General features: G+C 36.6%; 15 protein-coding genes. 3 read left to right on the forward strand and 12 right to left on the reverse strand.

What is annotated here, in order from left to right:
* Positions 1-21: 21 nt before the first annotated feature.
* Both PLJ10_06720 and dinB read right to left on the reverse strand, forming a co-directional pair.
* The gene (locus tag PLJ10_06720; protein ID HOK09339.1) at positions 22-432 is read right to left on the reverse strand and encodes a MazG nucleotide pyrophosphohydrolase domain-containing protein; all 411 of its coding nucleotides are present in this window, start codon (positions 430-432) and stop codon (positions 22-24) included.
* 526 nt (positions 433-958) lie between these two features.
* Positions 959-2,125, reverse strand: a complete 1,167-nt coding sequence (dinB, locus tag PLJ10_06725) for a DNA polymerase IV (GenBank protein HOK09340.1) — start codon at positions 2,123-2,125, stop codon at positions 959-961.
* A 457-nt stretch (positions 2,126-2,582) separates the two neighbouring features.
* On the opposite strand from dinB, the gene PLJ10_06730 reads away from it, so the two are divergent.
* Positions 2,583-2,963, forward strand: coding sequence for a hypothetical protein (locus PLJ10_06730; GenBank protein ID HOK09341.1), 381 nt, complete (start codon positions 2,583-2,585; stop codon positions 2,961-2,963).
* A gap of 51 nt (positions 2,964-3,014) precedes the next feature.
* Here PLJ10_06730 and PLJ10_06735 read toward each other — a convergent pair whose 3' ends face one another.
* The 4 genes from PLJ10_06735 to PLJ10_06750 form a co-directional block, all read right to left on the reverse strand.
* Positions 3,015-4,319: a hypothetical protein gene (locus tag PLJ10_06735; protein ID HOK09342.1), complete on the reverse strand. Its 1,305-nt coding sequence runs from the start codon at positions 4,317-4,319 to the stop codon at positions 3,015-3,017.
* A 442-nt stretch (positions 4,320-4,761) separates the two neighbouring features.
* A complete protein-coding gene (locus PLJ10_06740; protein HOK09343.1) occupies positions 4,762-4,899 on the reverse strand; it encodes a hypothetical protein in 138 nt (45 codons plus the stop codon).
* Between the two features lie 61 nt (positions 4,900-4,960).
* Positions 4,961-7,363, reverse strand: a complete 2,403-nt coding sequence (locus PLJ10_06745; protein HOK09344.1) for a hypothetical protein — start codon at positions 7,361-7,363, stop codon at positions 4,961-4,963.
* Positions 7,364-7,793: 430 nt separating this feature from the next.
* On the reverse strand, positions 7,794-8,309 hold the full coding sequence (locus PLJ10_06750) for a hypothetical protein (GenBank protein ID HOK09345.1): 516 nt from the start codon (positions 8,307-8,309) through the stop codon (positions 7,794-7,796).
* A gap of 188 nt (positions 8,310-8,497) precedes the next feature.
* Here PLJ10_06750 and PLJ10_06755 point away from each other — a divergent pair, with 188 nt between their 5' ends.
* Positions 8,498-8,632: a hypothetical protein gene (locus PLJ10_06755; protein ID HOK09346.1), complete on the forward strand. Its 135-nt coding sequence runs from the start codon at positions 8,498-8,500 to the stop codon at positions 8,630-8,632.
* 11 nt (positions 8,633-8,643) lie between these two features.
* On the opposite strand, the gene PLJ10_06760 is transcribed toward PLJ10_06755, so the two are convergent.
* The 3 genes from PLJ10_06760 to PLJ10_06770 all read right to left on the reverse strand — a co-directional run bounded on the left by PLJ10_06760 (position 8,644) and on the right by PLJ10_06770 (position 12,570).
* Positions 8,644-11,187, reverse strand: a complete 2,544-nt coding sequence (locus PLJ10_06760; GenBank protein HOK09347.1) for a hypothetical protein — start codon at positions 11,185-11,187, stop codon at positions 8,644-8,646.
* Positions 11,188-11,240: 53 nt separating this feature from the next.
* Positions 11,241-12,371, reverse strand: a complete 1,131-nt coding sequence (locus tag PLJ10_06765; protein ID HOK09348.1) for a cellulase family glycosylhydrolase — start codon at positions 12,369-12,371, stop codon at positions 11,241-11,243.
* Positions 12,372-12,444: 73 nt separating this feature from the next.
* Positions 12,445-12,570, reverse strand: a complete 126-nt coding sequence (locus PLJ10_06770) for a hypothetical protein (protein HOK09349.1) — start codon at positions 12,568-12,570, stop codon at positions 12,445-12,447.
* 605 nt (positions 12,571-13,175) lie between these two features.
* Here PLJ10_06770 and PLJ10_06775 point away from each other — a divergent pair.
* Positions 13,176-15,173 (forward strand): family 1 glycosylhydrolase, encoded by a 1,998-nt coding sequence (locus PLJ10_06775; GenBank protein ID HOK09350.1) that lies wholly within the window; start codon positions 13,176-13,178, stop codon positions 15,171-15,173.
* Here the strand turns inward: PLJ10_06775 and nadE are convergent.
* The 3 genes from nadE to PLJ10_06790 are packed head-to-tail and all read right to left on the reverse strand — an operon-like array spanning position 15,170 to position 19,097.
* Complete coding sequence (nadE, locus tag PLJ10_06780; GenBank protein HOK09351.1) at positions 15,170-17,101, reverse strand: NAD(+) synthase; 1,932 nt, start codon at positions 17,099-17,101, stop codon at positions 15,170-15,172. The two genes, PLJ10_06775 and nadE, sit on opposite strands and share 4 nt — an antisense overlap.
* 10 nt (positions 17,102-17,111) lie before the next feature.
* Positions 17,112-18,593, reverse strand: coding sequence for a nicotinate phosphoribosyltransferase (locus PLJ10_06785; protein HOK09352.1), 1,482 nt, complete (start codon positions 18,591-18,593; stop codon positions 17,112-17,114).
* 36 nt (positions 18,594-18,629) lie between these two features.
* Entirely contained in the window at positions 18,630-19,097 is a 468-nt protein-coding gene (locus PLJ10_06790; GenBank protein HOK09353.1) for an NUDIX hydrolase, read from the reverse strand.
* Positions 19,098-19,199: the final 102 nt, after the last annotated feature.

Below are 19,199 nucleotides of genomic sequence, written 5' to 3' on the forward strand. Positions count from 1 at the left end.
TATAATTACTTTAATTTATACTCAGAAAAAATCCGTCTCCTCCTGCTTCACCTGTGACCATAGCCGTTCCAAATATTCAAGTCTTTCCTCCGGCACCTCCGGAACATCCGTAGCCAACAATTGCACTTTTTCCCAGCGACGCCGAAACGTTTCATAAGAAATATAAAGACATTCTAAAGGGTCTATTCCCAAAAATTGGGCAAGATGCAAAGACACTAAATACAAATCTCCTACCTCCTTCTTCACCCGCTCTATATCCCGCCGAGAAATCTCTTTTTCTATCTCCTTTACCTCCTCACGAATCTTCTCTAATATCCCTCCTACCTCAAGCCACTCAAATCCAAACTTACTTGCCTGGCTCTGTATATTCAATGCATTACACAAAAGAGAAACACACTCCTCACTATTTTCAAATTTTTTATATGAAGTCATCTAAAAGTACCTTTCTTCCCGATTCTAAAATCGTTACTCTGTCTTTTGCTTTACCCATCATTGAAAGTTCCCCAAAACCCAAAACGTTCAATTAAAAATCAACATATTTAATACCTCAAATATACCATGTCAAATTCCAAAATTCAAGACTCCCTTTTTTTTAACCATAAATATTTGCTTAACAATAACTTACGAAATCCACTCCCAAACAACTCAAAAAAGAGACTATATTGCAAAATACAGATAATTATCGATATATATAATAAATAACAAATATATAACATTACAAACAAATAAGTATAATTAAATAAATATGTCGCTTTGTATCTGTTAACGACTGTTTATGTTATATACACCTAACACATAACCTGTAACTATAAATACATATGTGTATACATATAGAAAAAAATTTTGTGCCACGAACAATATGAATAAGACAGAGATATAATACTGAAAACATATAGCTACATGTAATCACTGATATCTTACATTTACTTCCAATCTACAAATTTACTGTTTTTTTGTCTTATTCTTGTAAAGCAGAAGCATGACATATTGATGAAAATCCATAACGTTCCCTTATCTTATCAATACTCCTTAATCGTCTTTTTTCCTTTATCTCATCAGAAGAATAAAAAAGTTCCAATTGTTCATTTATAGGTCGTAATTCAGATAACATGACTCCGACCAATCGCACCCTGTATTTCCGCGTCTGTGCCTTAGTTAATAATACAAATAATGCAGATAGAAACTTTGCATCGGAAAAGGTAGGTTCAAAGAAGGAATAAGAAAACGTTGGTGTAATAAAATCGGCATAACGCACTTTCAAAGTCAACCTTCGTGCTTCCATGCCTTTTTGCCTCAGCTCGTAGGTGCATGCTTCTAACAATCGCACAACACGGGGCGTTATCTCTCTCCAGTAAATCAAATCATTTTCAAACGTAATCTCTCTTGAAATAACCCTCGGCATGTCAAAACGAGGAGACCATTCCACATCCCTCCCACGTGCCCATTGAAATAAATGATATGCATAAGGCTTTCCAAAAATCTGTTCTAACTGTACCAAAGAAAATTTTTGAAGCTGACCTACGGTATAAACTCCCAAGGAATGAAATATTTTCTCCGCATTAGAACCTATCCCTGGAATACTTCTTATAGGCAACGGAGAAAGAAATTCCAACTCCTTTCCCGATGTCACAGAACAATATCCATTCGGTTTCTTCTGTTTAACTGCAATTTTTGAAACAATATATGTCGAGGCAATCCCCACGGTACATGGTAAACCTAATTTCTCATGAATCTCCTTTTTTAATCCCAGTGCCAATCTCTCTTCTGAACCGAATAATCCAACACAACCCGTAATATCTAAAAAAGACTCATCTATGGATGCTACTTCTACAGAAGGTGAAAACTGATGCAATAATGAAACTACCTTCTCCGAAACATACACATACTTTTCGTAAACCCCAGCAATTAAAATAATATTTGGACATCGTCTCCGAACTTCACCAATCGACATTCCCGCAGTAACTCCATAATACCGTGCTTCATAAGAAGCGGAAGATACCACACCACGTGGACTATCTACCTTTGTAACTACAGCCACAGGCTTGCCTTGATATTCCGGATGCTCTACCAGTTCCACTGACACGAAAAAGGAATCCATATCCACATGAAGAATTCTCGTTCCCATAAAGCATCTCCTTATATAGTGAAAATATTTTCACTATATAATTATAGCCTCTTCCTCTTCCCTACTGTCAACCCAAAATTATCTCACAAAAAATTAAAATAGGATTAGGCTATCGCCTCATTGTGATGTATGGTATTTGTTTATAAATAGAGTCATCAGAGTTAGGTGGTAAAACGGAATACACATTACCTCTATAAATCATTAATACAGGCACTACTGTATATGTTAAATAATATCGCCAGCGTTTCTACTAATGAAACAAAATAAGTACAATACGTGGAAAAATTCTCTGGAGAATATGATTTTAATTTGGTTTTTAAGTAAGACGATATTTCTTAAAAAAATTTTCCCCTTTGCAAGGTTGAAAATGACCCCTCCGTTGCGATATTCTTTTCGCTACTTTACAAAAATAATTTGTTAGAAAATTGAAACAAACATCAGGAAAGAGTTTAATTCTATGCCGACTATTAAATATTATTGTCCTAATTGTGGAAAAAAATTTGTAGAGTGGGGGGCTCAAAAATTCAATTTTAAATGTCCTCATTGCCGTGATGTTCAACTTGAACGAATTGGGATCAGTAGTGACCAAATTATTTCCACTCCAAAAACACGTAGAAAGCCACGAATAAGTGAAGATGATGTAGATATCGAATTTCCGGAAGGTTATGGGCAGGAAGATGAATTAGACGATTTTGGTGGTGTTCCTGATGTCCCGATTCTTGAGGAAGAAGAACTACCTCTTGATGAAGAAATGCCACCGGATGAAACCCTTGCCGATACAGAACTCGGTGAAGATGCCTTACCTCCAGATGAAGAACTGGACATCGAGGAAGAATAACTTAACTATTCCGTTAAAACAACCTCCAAATTTCAAAGAATATTTTAAGGGCTATTCTTTTAGGTGCAATTCTGGATGAAGGTATAATGTTTGAGCAGGGTCTAAACGAACAGATTTCTGCCGTTTTACCCATCCAACAATAAGTACAGATAGCCATTCCGCTCCATACTTAAAACCAAATCGTTCCCATACAATTACGACCCCATGCCAGAAAAGAAGTACAAGCAAAATGAAGGGAATAATATACAATGGATGTTTTGGAAATTCTGAAGGTGAACCTATAACCCATAAATAAACACGCCCTAAACTCACTGCCACAGGTCCTTCCAATAAAAATATTGTTAACGCAACCATACTGATACGACGAATCGCCGTTGTATGTTTCATCCACCACATCCTTCTCTCTGAATCTGTGTATTCCATAACACCTATTAAAAATGCTGAAACAATGAGCATCAAACCGACATCCAGAAAGTGGATTTTAATTGGCAACGGTGATTGTGCAAATTCAATTGGTTTCAAACCGTATTGAATCATAAGCCATACCGCTAACGAAACAAAGGCAACACCTAAACCATATCCATAACCACGTATTTTATCTAATGACACCTGTTCTGATAAGGCTATACCAAATACCGCCCCCAAATAGCCATACGCCATATTGGGTAAAGGAGCTAACAAAAACTTAAGTAGCCACGCAAGACCCCATTTCTCTTCTTGAATGGCTTGGTAAAATACTCCATCCAACCCCTTATGAATAGACGGCGAAATAAACAGCAATGTCAACGCTATTCCTGTAAGAATACGAAATGTGTAACGACGGTCAAAGAGCTCTCCTGAACGCCATAAAGCGTACAAGGTAATATGAAGGAAAAACAAACTGATACCGATATTCCCTAACGCATCTGTGTAAAACAAAATGTCAAATGAAAAATCAGGGAAAGAACCTTTTTGAATAAACCCAGTTATCAATGTTTCATAAAAACGGCCATTAAATGGCATACGATGGTGAAAGAACATCATATTCATAAAAGAAAAACAGATTAATAAAAATGAATTAACTAACCCTCCTAAAAGCAGTCTATTTAATTCCGGAGTAATTTTGGTCACTCCTTTATACTTAAGCAAGCTCCGATGCATAGTATACGCATGAGCGGTTCCAGATAATAAAACAAAAATAGGTGCCCACGTCGCCAAAATAATCAACGGAGCAAAAATAATAAAAATCCATGGATTGGCTTTCTCAATAGACTGCGGATTATTTTGATAAACCACTGCATTAAAAGCATGCAACCAAAGAATGTACCCAATAAAAAACCCTCTGAGGCAATCTACGTATAGTAATCTCTTCTTCACTTCTTTTATTCCTTTCTCTTCCTGGTTTACTTACTTTCAAAAAAACCATATATAACTACAACTTATTTCCTATTTCATAACAAAAATTTATAAAAAATCTTGGCTATTTTAATATTAAGAATCTGTGTCATTTTCCTCTTAATCTTTTAAACCTTAGGTTCTCTTGTGTTGTTCATGTCTAAAAAATACTCACCGATATTAAACAAATTTTTGTGGATAAACAAAACCTCTCCCCTATGTCTATCTCAATTTGAGTTATACTACCCCCATGACTGTTTCTTCCGTTTTTTTACTACAAAGATACCCTCATTAGATAATAGTTATAAAATTTAAGAAGAACCTTTAATGACAACAAATCCAACAACAATTTAAAAACTTAATAAAGTAATAAATAAGAACCCTTCCTCCTTGTCGGATTACAATAGAAACTCAAAAACCAAAATTAAAAGAATTCATTAACCGCTGCAAAAACAATCAGAAAAAGTCCTACAAACCACATAAAAACCGTCGTAGGTGTTATTATCAAGTAATCATCCAAATCATCATTTGTCTGTTTAAATAAATTTTTTAACTCCTCCATATATATCTCCTTTCATTCAGAATTCATTATTTCATACTTTATTAATACCTAAAATTAGCTTTCAGTTCAATTGTTTTAATAACCACATTTCACAAATCCTTGACTGTTGCCTCCAATTCTTCCGTAAATCTTCAGGGGGTAGACTCCATCGTATTGTAATTTCCCTATCTGAAACACACTCTTTCGGGACAACATACTCCTTCAATTCTCCCAATTCTTTCATACCTTCCCCCGAATCAGAAATTTTCTTTCCGTCAATCACAATCTGGGGTTTTCCATATCCTGAAATACGTAATACATACTCCCCATTCGGTTCTAACCCTTGATACAACACTTCCCCTTTATCTAACGAACTTAACCATGAGGTGCGTTTTCGGCTCTTACCATTATCAAACCACCATAAGGTAGGTTCAGGCCATGCTTCTTCCGCAGGATTTGTATATGGGGCTTCACAACGTCTCACATGAGGCGATTTTGCAGTATTTCCAATATCATCATAAAAAGAACCATACCCTGGTTCTTCCCATGTTCCGAGCTCCTTTAATCGGGTTATTTTTTCATTCTCATTACTTAATTTCTGTATTTCACTAAGCCTATCCTCTAACCACCACCGATTATTCAACGGTATATCTATATAGTCAAGCGAGGCTCCACGTTCGCCACCACTCGCACCATATTTCTCGACACTGGATTGAAGCCCGATACTATGGAATAATTGGTCATACAACATTATCACCTTATCTTTTAAATCCTGTGCGATCGATTCTGTAACACCCCTATTCAGGATCGCTAATACCTCTTGAATAGTATGTTCTGAGCCTAACTTATTGGAATTGCATAACACTTGATTTGCTTTGTGCTCCAATTCCTGTTCATAAATAAGTTTCCTTCGAATATATGCATCGTAATAAGCACGAACCAAACACATTTGCCATCGCCAATTTTCTTTAAGTTGAGGTGATTGCTGTTCCAATTCCTGCCATAATTTTAACGTCCCCTCAATGCCACCATTATCAACAACACTACCTCGCCAGTTCCTCTCCAGGGCTAAAATTCCATCTGCCGAAGCAACTGCCACATCTGTTGCAAAAAACACATTTGCATACTCAATGAGAATATCACGAACGTTTTGCTCTGGATCCCAGCTTAATACACTCCAAATTATTTTATTTACATCATCATGAATTCCATCTGAATAAGAAATAAACCCATCACAATAAGGTTGAAACCAGTTGTGAATGTATGCATATTGGACAGGCCGAGGATTAATGGCTTCTCTACCCAGGACAGAAGCAAAAGCGATATCCCACCAAGGTACTGGGTATTGACATAACTTATTATGTGTAATATCAGGATACATTCTGAGTTTATACTCTGCTGGCAAATTCTGTCGCAAATATGCTATTGGTGGACTGGAGGGACCTTCACAAAGACCACCAAGCCATTTCGGTTTCTCATCTTTCAGATAGTTAAAAACATACCTCGCTTGCTCAAGAGAAAAGCCTTGAAGGGATAACCATATCTTTGCCTCCGGGTGCAATGGCATAAGCCGTTTCGATAACTCCTCCAAAAAGGGTAGAACTAATTCAGGTGGATTATCCCCAGGGTCACCACCAGGGAAGAACACACCTGTTAATACAGGACAATCCCGATATAACGCTTCATGCTTACTAATTAAATCTGCCTTTTTGGTCTCATCCCTTAAATCAAAGTCTGCAGGTGTCCATACCCAATAATCCAAACCATATTTTTTACATATTTGACTTAAACCTTTATTTATCTCATCACGAGAAAGCCGAAAATGTGGAGATGGTCGGTTATCTTGAAACGGTATATTTTCAATACTATTAACTCCAAAAAACGTTAATTCTCGAATATATTTTTCATATTGGGCTAAATCCCAAGCATCATATGAATTCGCCTGTGCTCGATATCCTAATTGATGTCCCCGAATCGGAGAAATTGGAGAGGTCACAATTTGTATTGGTACTGATATACTCAAAAAACCCTGTGAATATCTTAATATACGAAGCAATTTTCCTACACCATAGAGTAATCCTCTATTATCATTACCTATAATCCAAACATTTTGTGGTTGTTTAGAACTTTCTTTCGTAAAAATAGCAAATCCTTCCGACCTTAATTGCTGTTCTATCTCATCATAGGAATATCCATTCACATATTGCCTTAACCCCGAATGTTTTAAATAATCTTTCATTGTAAGAATAATATAATTTCCATTTTTATCAAACGTGTTCTCTCTTTTTAGTTTTATACCTGTTCGCTGGGCTATTTCCTCTATTAACATGGATATTACAATTTCTTGAACCTCATTAACGGGCTCACATGCAAGGTAAACTTTAAACCTACTTATATCCAAAAAATTAGCATTTTCAGCCGAATTAGATGAAACATTCAGAATTAAAAAACCAATCAGAAAAATTAACAAACCTCTATTTGTCATATTTAACAACTCCCTAAATAATACTAAGTTTTATTTATTATCATCTATAATTAAACTGTTTTGTCAATCCCTTTTTAAATCCTGTTTTCGGCTTTTCGATATAAAGTATACACCCAACAAAAGTCCCCCTAAGAGTATACAAGGGATAGAGAATAAATTCACACTTAAACCATAGTGAACATTCAAATAAACCTTTTGTGTCTCAACGACATAAAAATCATCGGATACCTGACACCAATACCAACCAGAATCTTCATATTGTAATTACTTAATCCATTTAGATATAAAAGATCGAGAAAACGTCAAAACGCCATGCTATATTACAGAAAATAATTATGCCGTTTCCAGTTGCCATTGTACGAGATGTACCCAAATTTAATAAAAAAATCGGATCCCATTTAATAGTGGGAGCCCTTTATTCCTAATGTTTTCACTCAATGACGCCGATTTTTTTTAAGGTCTTAATTCTAGTGGCAATAGAATTACCATCAGACTTATGACCGAGACTAATAATGGGATGGTTTTTATCCATTCCGCAGTAAATCCAAGGTCCCCATGTACAATTATGTTTCTTAACCTGACAGTCATCTTTAACAAAGTAAGGTAAAGTAAATTCATAAAGATCAAGTGGTTGATCTAGTTGCATACAAATAACCTCGTTGTCGTCTAGAAAAATTTTATAATGAGCAATTTTAATTCTAGCTTTTGGCTGTTTAACTGCTTTAATCTGACTGACTGGAATGGGTTTAGCTATGAACACAAGCTCTGGTCCCCAAACCGGCGGAAGTTCACACGGATTCCTGCCACTGTAACGCAGTTTCACCGTACCTGTCTGCAGTACGGGAAACTCTTTGTTAAATAAGCTAACTGTCATTTTACTACTAGTCTGGCAACTTAAATCAAGTGCGACTATTAATATAAAGATAATAGTTATAAAGTACTTCATGATTCGTCCTTTCGCGGCGCGGCCGCAGTTTCAGTTGTTTGTTATACTTCAATTTTTACACATATACCTCTACATGTTCAATTACTAAAATGGCTACCGCATGCTCTTCCCTACAGGACTACGGTTGGATAATACGGTAAACATAGCCTATCCCATGAAGCTCCGTAGGAGCGAAATTATGGTAGATTATGATTCCATCAAGCATAGCCTATCCCATGAAGCTCCGTAGGAGCGAAATTATGATAACAGGCCATCCCTACGGGATTATTATATGGTTGGTGGCAATAATATCTACTTACGGTGCGGTGATGGCTAACATATAGCTACTGTTTTGTCAATCCCTTTTTAAATCCTGTTTTCGGCTTTTCGATATAAAGTATACACCCAACAAAAGTCCCCCTAAGAGTATACAAGGGATAGAGAATAAATTCACACTTAAACCATAGTGAACATTCAAATAAACCTTTTGTGTCTCAACGACATAAAAATCATCGGATACCTGACACCAATACCAACCAGAATCTTCCACCTCTACATGTTCAATTACTAAAGACTGAGATGCAATATCATGGAATATTACAGGAGACGAACAATTGAACTCCTTACAATAATACCATTGATAATTGATAAGTCCATGTGCATCCTTTATCTGAACTGAAAAGACACAATCTTCCCCTACAACCTTGTTTATATAATCCCCTTCCTCAATCCATGCGGAAAGCATAGGTTCTCCTTCATTACAACCTTCCCCTTCAACATTCCCTTCTTGTCCCTCAGTATTTCCCTCATGATAACCTTCCATTGACCCTTCTCCCTCATCAACTCCTTCTTGAAAGCCTTCTATAAGACCTTCCCCTTCGACAATCCCTTCCATTACCCCTTCTATCACTCCTTCTGATGTGCCTTCCATGGTCCCCTCTGAAAATCCCTCCACCATTCCTTCTAAATAACCTTCAACGACACCTTCTCCTTCAACAGTTCCTTCTTGAGAACCTTCTACCAACCCTTCCCCCTCAACAAGACCTTCTCCTTCAATGACCCCTTCCGAAACCCCTTCCGTTATACCTTCTCCCTCATTTATACCTTCACTTATTAAAATAAAATATGCTGTATAATCTCTACTCTCCGTTACATTTAATTCACTTCTATTGGATGTTAATACTCCATCGGACCAATGGTCAAAAATATAACCTGAATCAGGAACTGCTACAACCTCTGTTCCATTATCACCCCGCATTATAATTTGCGTTTCATCTCCAGAAATACTACCCCCTATCCCTGTAAAATAATGAATTGTATATGAGGGTGGTTTTTTGAGTTTGCCTATTTTATAACTCTCTATTCCACCAACAGTATAAAAATTTCCGCCCACATATAAATTTTCAGAAGAATCAACTGCTAAACCTTTTATATAATGAGAACCTCCACTTACTCCAGAGGTTATACTACGCCAATCACTGTCATACCACCATGCCAACGAATTCGATGGGATACTCCCTCCTGCAAAGGTAAAATCTCCACCCACGAAAATAGAACCCTCTGATGGGGTAACAATTGAATATACAATCCCGTTGATACCTCCATTTAAAGGTTCCCAGATGGAACCATCCCAGACTGCGATTTTACCAGCACTTACACCCCCTGCAATTGTAAAATTACCACCTGCATAAACTTTACCTGCTGAGCTTACCGCTAAAGCATTTACAGGTCCATTCACGCCACTACCCATTGCATGCCAATTAGTCCCGTCCCAATAAGCTATGTTAGATACAGAAAGGCTCCCTGCACTTTGAAACTCCCCTCCAACATATACATTCCCATTAGAATCTGTAGCAAGAGCAGTTACACTCGGGTTGCTACCTCCACTTACTCCAAAGTAAGGCTCACTCCAAACTGACCCATTCCAAAAAGCAATTCGACTAAAATACATAACTGGTGACCCTCCTGATTGTGTAAACTTACCACCTGCAAACAACCTACCATCACTCGTTACTGCAACCGCATAAACAACATCGTTAAACCCATTTCCAAGAGTCGTCCAATTTGAACCTGTCCACTTTGCAATACGGTTAAAGTATGTCGTCCCAGAACGAGTAAACGACCCACCTGCATAAATAACTCCACCCTGACCTAAAACCATCTTTTCTACCGCACCATCGTCAAATCCATTCCCCATTTGTTGCCATTGAGTTCCATTCCATTTTGCCACTCTCTTTGCAGGAATATTATTAATCGATGTAAAACTACCTCCACAATAAATGTTACCATTGGTATCAGCCACAATTGATGTTACAACTCCATCAGTCCAGTTGGAACTCAAAGATTCCCAATCTCCATCCAAGTAAGTAGGGTCGACATACAATGGATAACAAGCTTCATTGTCCTCAATTTCAATACTCACCATACCAGCATCATCATTCATAACGAACTTAGCAGGAAGTTTACGCCCAAACACATCAAAGACATAAAGCCTTGAGTACATAGTATTTTTACAATTAAGAATAGCCACTGTTCCAGAATTGGTTTCTACTTTCTGATTTAACGTTAACAAGTTTAACCTAAGAGGTCCCTCTCCATAAATTCTTTCATAAATAACAAAATCTTGACGAATCCCGTCCATTGTAGAAAACACAAATTCGCTTATGCCGAAATACTTTCTGACGAAAAAATGACCATTGACATTATTTATGTCTCTACATTGAAATTTAAATTCGGCATTGGCACGGGATAAGGAAAAAGGCAAAAAAACATCAAATTGCCTATCTAATTTGCCTTTATAAAATTCTTCACTACCTGCAAACAAACAAAAATTAAAAAAGAGAGCAAAAAGTAAGAACGGCAGATATATTATCCTATTAACATATAAGAAATAAAACATCTCCTTCCTTCCTCTTATATTAATTTTTATTTCGCTTAAAAACATTCCTCAAACTACTTGACTTTCTTCTTATTTCCATATATTATTTGTAATAAATTAAGCATTTGTCTATCCAACTTATGTCCTTCCCAATCCTCATACTGCACATCTTCCCTTCCAGAATCAACAGGACCAAATGGACCTATAAAATTCCATAACGACCAACCCCATCCTGCCTCGTGAAATAAAGAAAGGCAATCCTCCATCCATTTTAATACCGCTTTATGAGGTGTCTTATTATATGCCCCAAATTCACCTACAAATATAGGTATGCCTTTTTCTTCTAAAGATTTCCATGGCTTTATTATCTTCTCTCTTAATCTATCTTTATCCCAAACAATCTCACCTTCTTTATATGGATAATCAGGAACTGGAACCCCATCCCATTGTCCAGCCCAAGAAGCCTTATAGTGCGTAATTGTAAAAGGTTGGTACATATGTAAATTGGCAACAATACCAAAATCAGCCAGTTCAACAGGAGGAAATGCTCCCCATAACCTACCATCACAATGAATAGGTCGAGTTTCATTTACTTTACGAATTTCTTCAATTAATTTACCGACCACCTTTTTATGTTTTTCAGCAGACACATTACCTGGTTCATTAAAAAGATTAAAACTCAATTCATTGGAGGGAATATCCTTATACCTTTCCGCAAAAATACGCCAGTGATAAGCACATAGATTTAACGCCTCTTCCTCCTCCCATAAATTTAATTTTTCCTCTGGTTTTGCTACAGTCCACCCTGGCGCCCGATGAAAATTTAAACATACATGAATCCCATAGTTCTTACCAAATTCTATCGCTTTATCTATCCCCTGCAATACTTCCTCTTTAATATTATAGGGAGAATTCTCCTCTGTCCAACAACGATAATCCATAGGCAAACGAACAAAGTTAAAACCCAATTTATGTATTGCTAAAAACTCTTCCTCCTTAAATGGCGTCATTCCATGAACCATAAAATAATTTAACAAATTAAAACCGTGATATTTACCCCATTGACCTGAGATAGATTTATTCGATACCAACAAATCTTTTTTTTCTACATCCCCACTTCTTTCCGCAAATAACAGGTTTCTCGTCCCTATCAAAAAAGTAGGGAAACACACAGATATACTCTTTAAAAATGTTCTTCTATTCACTTTTATACCCATTAAAAAATGGCTTGTAGAAAATTTTCTCTACAAGCCATATAATAATATTACCTTAAAAAAACTACTCTTTTTCAGGTTCTTTACCCGTTAAACCAGAAAAGAAACCTGTCAATATTTTGGTAACTAATCCTGTGAAATATTCCACAACTTTTACAATAATTTGTTTTAATAATAAATTAAAATCCATAATTTTACCCTCCTATGGTTTATTTTTATGAACTACTTGAAACACCAAACAAAGACAAAAGCTGTTGTGTGAGCCAGCTGGCAAAAAACTTTATCACCACGCCGACAATAATATTAATTAAATCAGCCAAAATCATTTTTTACTCCTTTCATTTACGGATGAAAACACATTTATAAAATAACTCCTCACCTTGGAGTTAAAAAATACCTTACTAACAAAATTATATAAACTCAATAATTGTTCGCAAATTATATATCACCTCTCTCTTAAAATGCAAATAACAAATTTTTACAAAATTAATTTAAAATAAAAATTTATTATTTTACACATAATATTTAATATTTTTAGTGCATTCCTAAATTTCTATATAGCTGCCTTTACATATGATATTTTGTTATAGTAGGTTAAATTAAAGTATATTTTTTAATTAAATATCGTTTAATTATGAATTAGCAGAACATATTAGTAAATTTTTGCTTTTATATTTATATTAATCGCATTATAGCACGCTTATTGAATGAAACTTATAAATTGATACACATAAAATAACCTTAGAATCAAAGTGTAATCAAAACCTTTAATATTCTTAAAGAAAGGGTCAAAGAATGAGAAGCATAAAAGTAAAAATAACTATTTTTTTCTTATTCCTATTTTTATCTCTCTGTGAAATATGTTTGGCAGATGCTCCATCGAAAACAATACAATATGAACCCATAAAATTTTTACCCGACAATCCGCCTCTTTACTTTTCAAATACAAACTTTAAAGACCCTTATTGGGAAATAGATTTCTCTAAAACGGACATCGCTGTCTTTAACCATCCATCTTTATCTTTGTTTGGTTCACCAAAAAAATTCATACTACATCTGTGGTCAAGTTCTTCTGGAAGCGAATTAAACTTTATTTTTGCTTCACATTTTCAGTTTTTCCAAAAAAGCATAGGTCCTCTACGTTTTGGCGAACAGATAATAGAATTCAATGCTCCCCCTGAGGGATGGAATTTTCACTCTGGTGAGAACGACGGCAGGGTACGTCTACCCCTAAGATTCTTAAGTTTAGAAATAAGAAAATCAGCATGCCCAAGCGATATATTACATCTACAAATATTAGATTTCAAATGTGAGACAGAAATTACGCCTAATCAAGAATGTGTTCTTATTCCCAAAAATGAGGAGAACAACAAAGACAGCATTTTCTCTTCATGCACTTTTATAAATCTTCTACCTCAAAATGTTTGTGGCAAATTAACTGTCCATTTAACAGATTGGGAACAAAATATTATCTCCTCATATTCGCAAGACCTAACATTACCCCCGAATGCTCAACCTATAAATATAAAAATACCAGCACACATTCCCATCGAAAAAAATGTCATCGAAATAAACTGGATTTTTGAAAGAAACGATTTGCAAAGTTTCAATGTGAATACAACATACTGCAGAAACCTCGATTATCCAATTAATAGAAAAATAGCCCCAGATTCCCCATGGGGCATGGGATTATATTTACTTCGTTACGGTTCTGACCAAAAAAGCCGTGAATTATCCGCAGAAATTGCTTCCAGAGCAGGCATCAAATGGACAAGAGAAGATTTTGTGTGGGCTCATATAGAACCTGAACCCGGAAAATTTCAATTTGATTATTATGACAATCTTGTAAATACAGCATTAAATTATGGCATTAGTGTGTATGGCATTCTTTGTTATTGGTCAAACTGGACAGAACCCTATACTCTCAAAGGGATTGAAGATTTCGTTCGCTATACTGAAGCTACAGTAGAGCATTTTAAGGACAGAGTTAAGTTTTGGGAAATTTATAATGAACCCAATATATTCTTCTGGCAGGGACCCAAAGAACTTTATCCAGAATTAGTAAAAAGGTGTTATGAAACCATCAAGAGAGTTGACCCTTCAGCACAGGTCCTTGCAATTTCTACATCAGGAATTGATTTCAATTTTATAGATTTCTGTATGAAAGCTGGTACTCCGTTTGATATTCTAACCATACATCCTTATCGAAGAGTTCTTGATGAAGAAAAATTTATATTCGAATTAAAAAGGGTGGCAAATCAAGTTCAAAACCGCCCTGTATGGATAACTGAAATGGGATGGAGTAGCCATCTATGGCAAAACGGTGTAACTGAACGAGAACAAGCATTACTCCTGGCACGTTCTTACCTATCAGCCATTGCTTCAGGTGCCGTTCAAAATATCAGCTGGTATGATTTCCGAAATGATGGTGATGACCCATTTTATTTTGAATCCAACTTCGGGATCATCAAAAATAACTTTGCACCCAAACCTGCATTACATGCATGTGCTAATATATGTAATTTACTGCCTGATAATAAAATAAACAATTGTGATAATCTTGGAAATAACATCATCGCATTTAAACAAGGTGAAACCATTGTCCTCTGGCCTACAAAAGAAGACACACACTTAACCGCCAGAATTATCTCCCCTCCTGTAAAAATTCAAAATCTCATGGGTGAAACAATGTCAGAATACAACAAAAAAGCAATTATAACATTAAATCTACGCAAGGGCTATCCAATATTCATACTCGGTGGCTCTGTAAAGTTCCTCAAACCTAAAAATTAGAGCTTCGCCTTTTTAAGTTCTTCAATCTCACTATCAATACTTTGAATAACTGGAAAACGAAATCCTGTTTTGGGGTCAAAATCAGGTTCAAGCACCTTTAATGAAACGGGATGCTGGTCACGTTTCCATTGATTTGCAACAAACCTCTTTGCAAAGTCTTCTGTCCATTTTTTCAATTGTCCCGATGTATATTCTGGAAATCTTATACATATAACCCGCCAACAGTCTACAAGCGAGAATCTCTGCTTTGCAAACAAATATATTAATTCATCTAAAACCCTATACGGCATAAGGTCACCCTCATCTGTCTGATTTGGGGCTAATTCTGCCGTCGGTGGAATCTTAAGAATTTTTTCTAATGACTTAATGCCTCTTGTCTCCGCAAGATACTCAAGTAGTGAAGATATAACCGTCTTTGGCACGTTTGCAATTGGAGAAAATCCTCCTTCGTTATCTCCACCCGTTGTGGTATATCCCACCGCCGACTCACTTAAATTAGATGTAACCAATAATAACCCATTCACATTATTAGCCCAATTAAGCATCATAGCACCACGAATACGCGCTTGAAGATTCTGTCGTGTTAACGGTTTGATATTCTTACCAGAACCTACAATTTCTTCCGCCTTTTTAAGGGCTATCTCCGCCTCCTCATGAATAGAAACCAACTTAAATGGCACTTCTAATTCCTTAGCTAACGCTTCTGCGGATTCCCTTGTTGCTGTGCTACTATATTCTTTATGTGGCAAATAAATACACGCAACCTTCTCTCTATACTTCTCTGGATGTTTACCTTCATTTAAATTCTTTCCCGCCTCAACAGCAAGAAGCAAACATAATGCACTATCTCTACCCCCTGAAAGAGCGACCAAAAACGTTTCAAATATGCCTACCTTCTCATAATAATCCCGCAATCCTAATGATAACGCCTTATACAATTGCTCAAAATAATTATTACTTATTGATTTGTCATCCTCTTCTGCTTTTTCTATAACATAAAAACTTTTCGGCAATTCCTTAACCCATTCTTTTAAAGGAGACGGTTTATATTGAGATAATCCTACAATAACCTTCTTTGACTCCCCTTGCTTCTCATATTGAAGGGATTCCATTTTCCATGTTGAATTCTCTTTACGAACTCGTGTAACTTCATCCAAATCTATAACAGTTGATGTTAAAACCCATCTCCGATTCGATAAAATAGCCCCCTCGACCACATGCCCCTCAGGAGTAGCAATTATACCTCCCCCATCAAAAACAAGACGGCTATTATCACAGCCTAACAAATTAGAATAAATATATATCACTTTTAGTCGCATTGCATTTGCAAGTATTAACTGCTTCCTCAATTGGTTCTTCAGCGGATTAAAAGGAGATGCACTCAAATTACAAATAATTTCCGCACCATGAATAGCACGATCCACAGACGGAGAATATGATGACCATACATCTTCACAAATTTCAGCAGAAACTTTTCCAAAAGGTAATTCAAAAATTAAATCCCCAGCAGGCAAATCATAAATTTCTGTAATTCCTGAATCCCACGAAGACCAATACCTCGCCTCATAAAATACTTGATATGTCGGCAAATATTTCTTCAGCACAAATCCATGTATCAAACCATCACATAAAAAAGCACCTGCATTAAATAAATGCGATTCCTTCTTCACAGGCAAACCCACGAAAACACCTATCCCTCTGGTATGCTCTGCAACCCTTTTTAGCTCATCCCAACTCCGTACTACAATTTCATCCCAGAATAAACGGTCTTCCAAACTATACCCGCTTACCGCCAACTCCGGCGTAACAAGCAAATGAACACCTTCCTTTTTAGCAGTTTCGATAACTTCACATAACGTATCCGCATTCCTCTTAAAATCACCAACTTTAACCGATACAGAAGCGGTTGCAACACGAATTAATCTCATATCCGGTCTCCTATTGTAAAACAACACCTGCTTCAGGATTTTGCCACAAGTGATTCTTTAATTCACCTAATTGTTTAGAAAGAAGAACTCGATATACTTCGGGATTCCGAAGTCGTTTATATTCCTCAGGGAGTGCTTGCATTTGCTTTCTAACTCTCTCCCTAATAACATGAACAGAATCCAGCGGTATAATAATCTCGCCGTCTCGGAATACCTCCTTCAATAACGGTTCAGCATAATATATTCCTTCTATCTTCTGTCCAATATGTGGAAAAAGTCTTGACCGTGCATCTACTGTTCCACCCTTCGGATAATCTTCTCCTTCCAAATACATAACATCGCCTAGTAAATACCCATCCTCATTATAATACCTAACAGGAACTTTTCTTCCAGGGTCTGTACTTTTTTCAATATTCCCTGTTATTTTTATCCGAGACTCCCATGCTCCTTCCCTTAAAACAGCCACAAGTTTATACACACCATTTAAAGCTGGACAATCATAAGAAGTAATTAAATGGGTTCCTACACCCCACGCATTAATCCTCGCCCCCTGTCTCCTTAAATCCGCTATCAAATCCTCATTAAGGTCATTTGAACCTATAATAGTAGGATTTTCAAAACCCGCTTCCAACATCATTTTATATGCAACCTTGCTTATCCTCGCTAAATCACCCGAATCAATTCGAATAGCAGGCTTTACATCGAACCCTTGTTCACGTAATTCTTTAAACACCTGTATTGCGTTAGGAATACCACTTTTTATCGGGTCATACGTATCGACCAATAGCACACACCTTTGCGGATAGAGACGGGCAAAAGCACGAAATGCCTCCAACTCTGATTGATAACTCATCACCCAACTATGTGCATGAGTACCCGTTACTGGAATGCCATATATCTTCCCTGCCATTACATTTGAACTCGCAACACATCCCCCAATATACGCAGAACGCGAAGCAATCGTACCCCCATCCGGTCCATGTGCCCTACGCAGTCCAAACTCAATCACTGGATCAGGCTCCGCTGACAAACAAACACGGGCAGATTTGCTCGCGATTAGTGTTTGATAATTCAAAAAATTTAAAAGGGCTGTTTCCACCAATTGTGCTTCTAATAACGGTCCTTCTACTTGAACAATAGGCTCAAATGGAAAAACAAGCGTTCCCTCCGGAACGGATGTTATCTTTAAGTGCACCCTAAACTCTTTTAAAAATGCCAAAAAATCTTCATCAAACAATTTAAGGCTTCGTAAGTAATCTATATCATCTTTCGTAAACTTCAAATTTTTTAAATATAGTAAAAACGATTCTAAACCCGTAAAAATAGCAAAACCCGAATGAGGTGGCAAACTACGGAAAAAGTAATCAAATGTCACCGGAATTTGCCCCCGACCTTCTTTAAAATATCCTGCCATCATTGTTAATTGATACAAATCCGTTAACAATGCAAGATTCTTTCTCTCAAACCACGGTGCAATATCGAATGTGTCCATATATCTATTCTTCCACTTAATAATAAACCAAAATCGCTATTTCCTCTCAGATAGAACCTCTTTCTGTAACCATTCTTCAGCACAATCAATAATCTCGGCATGGTCAAACGCCAAATCTGGAAGTTCATCCAATACAAACCAATTAACATCTCCTGCATCATCTGACGGACGCACAGCCATATCTGTTTTTCCGAGTACCCCTACAAATGCAATACTTATCGTTCTACCTCTTGGGTCTCGTCTTGGATTACTAAATGCCTTTAGTTGTGATAACTTCACTCCTTTCAAACCTGTCTCTTCAAAAAGTTCTCTCTCAACAGCCTGTTCTAACGTCTCTTCCTCGTCCACAAAACCCCCAGGCAACGCCCAATAACCTTCAAAAGGAGAATTAACACGTTTAACTAATAATACTTCCCAATCCGTATCTCGTTTTCGAAACACTACTGCGTCCACAGTTACCGCAGGTCTTGGATATTCATAGATAAAATGTCCTTTATGTTTCATACATATCTCCTTTTCATAAAAGGTTAACACTTATGATATACTATTTCACAACTTCGGAAAATAACCTCTATATAATCATTATAAACCTTCAAAGGAATTTCC

Source organism: Candidatus Hydrogenedens sp. (assembly GCA_035361075.1).
Taxonomy (GTDB): Bacteria; Hydrogenedentota; Hydrogenedentia; order Hydrogenedentales; family Hydrogenedentaceae; genus Hydrogenedens.

Coding starts and splice junctions, on each gene's coding strand:
- PLJ10_06720 (HOK09339.1), bottom strand. CDS start 432: ATGACTTCATATAAAAAATTTGAAAATAGTGAGGAGTGTGTTTCTCTT.
- dinB (HOK09340.1), bottom strand. CDS start 2,125: ATGGGAACGAGAATTCTTCATGTGGATATGGATTCCTTTTTCGTGTCA.
- PLJ10_06730 (HOK09341.1), top strand. CDS start 2,583: ATGCCGACTATTAAATATTATTGTCCTAATTGTGGAAAAAAATTTGTA.
- PLJ10_06740 (HOK09343.1), bottom strand. CDS start 4,899: ATGGAGGAGTTAAAAAATTTATTTAAACAGACAAATGATGATTTGGAT.
- PLJ10_06745 (HOK09344.1), bottom strand. CDS start 7,363: ATGACAAATAGAGGTTTGTTAATTTTTCTGATTGGTTTTTTAATTCTG.
- PLJ10_06750 (HOK09345.1), bottom strand. CDS start 8,309: ATGAAGTACTTTATAACTATTATCTTTATATTAATAGTCGCACTTGAT.
- PLJ10_06755 (HOK09346.1), top strand. CDS start 8,498: ATGATTCCATCAAGCATAGCCTATCCCATGAAGCTCCGTAGGAGCGAA.
- PLJ10_06760 (HOK09347.1), bottom strand. CDS start 11,187: ATGTTTTATTTCTTATATGTTAATAGGATAATATATCTGCCGTTCTTA.
- PLJ10_06770 (HOK09349.1), bottom strand. CDS start 12,570: ATGGATTTTAATTTATTATTAAAACAAATTATTGTAAAAGTTGTGGAA.
- PLJ10_06775 (HOK09350.1), top strand. CDS start 13,176: ATGAGAAGCATAAAAGTAAAAATAACTATTTTTTTCTTATTCCTATTT.
- nadE (HOK09351.1), bottom strand. CDS start 17,101: ATGAGATTAATTCGTGTTGCAACCGCTTCTGTATCGGTTAAAGTTGGT.
- PLJ10_06785 (HOK09352.1), bottom strand. CDS start 18,593: ATGGACACATTCGATATTGCACCGTGGTTTGAGAGAAAGAATCTTGCA.
- PLJ10_06790 (HOK09353.1), bottom strand. CDS start 19,097: ATGAAACATAAAGGACATTTTATCTATGAATATCCAAGACCTGCGGTA.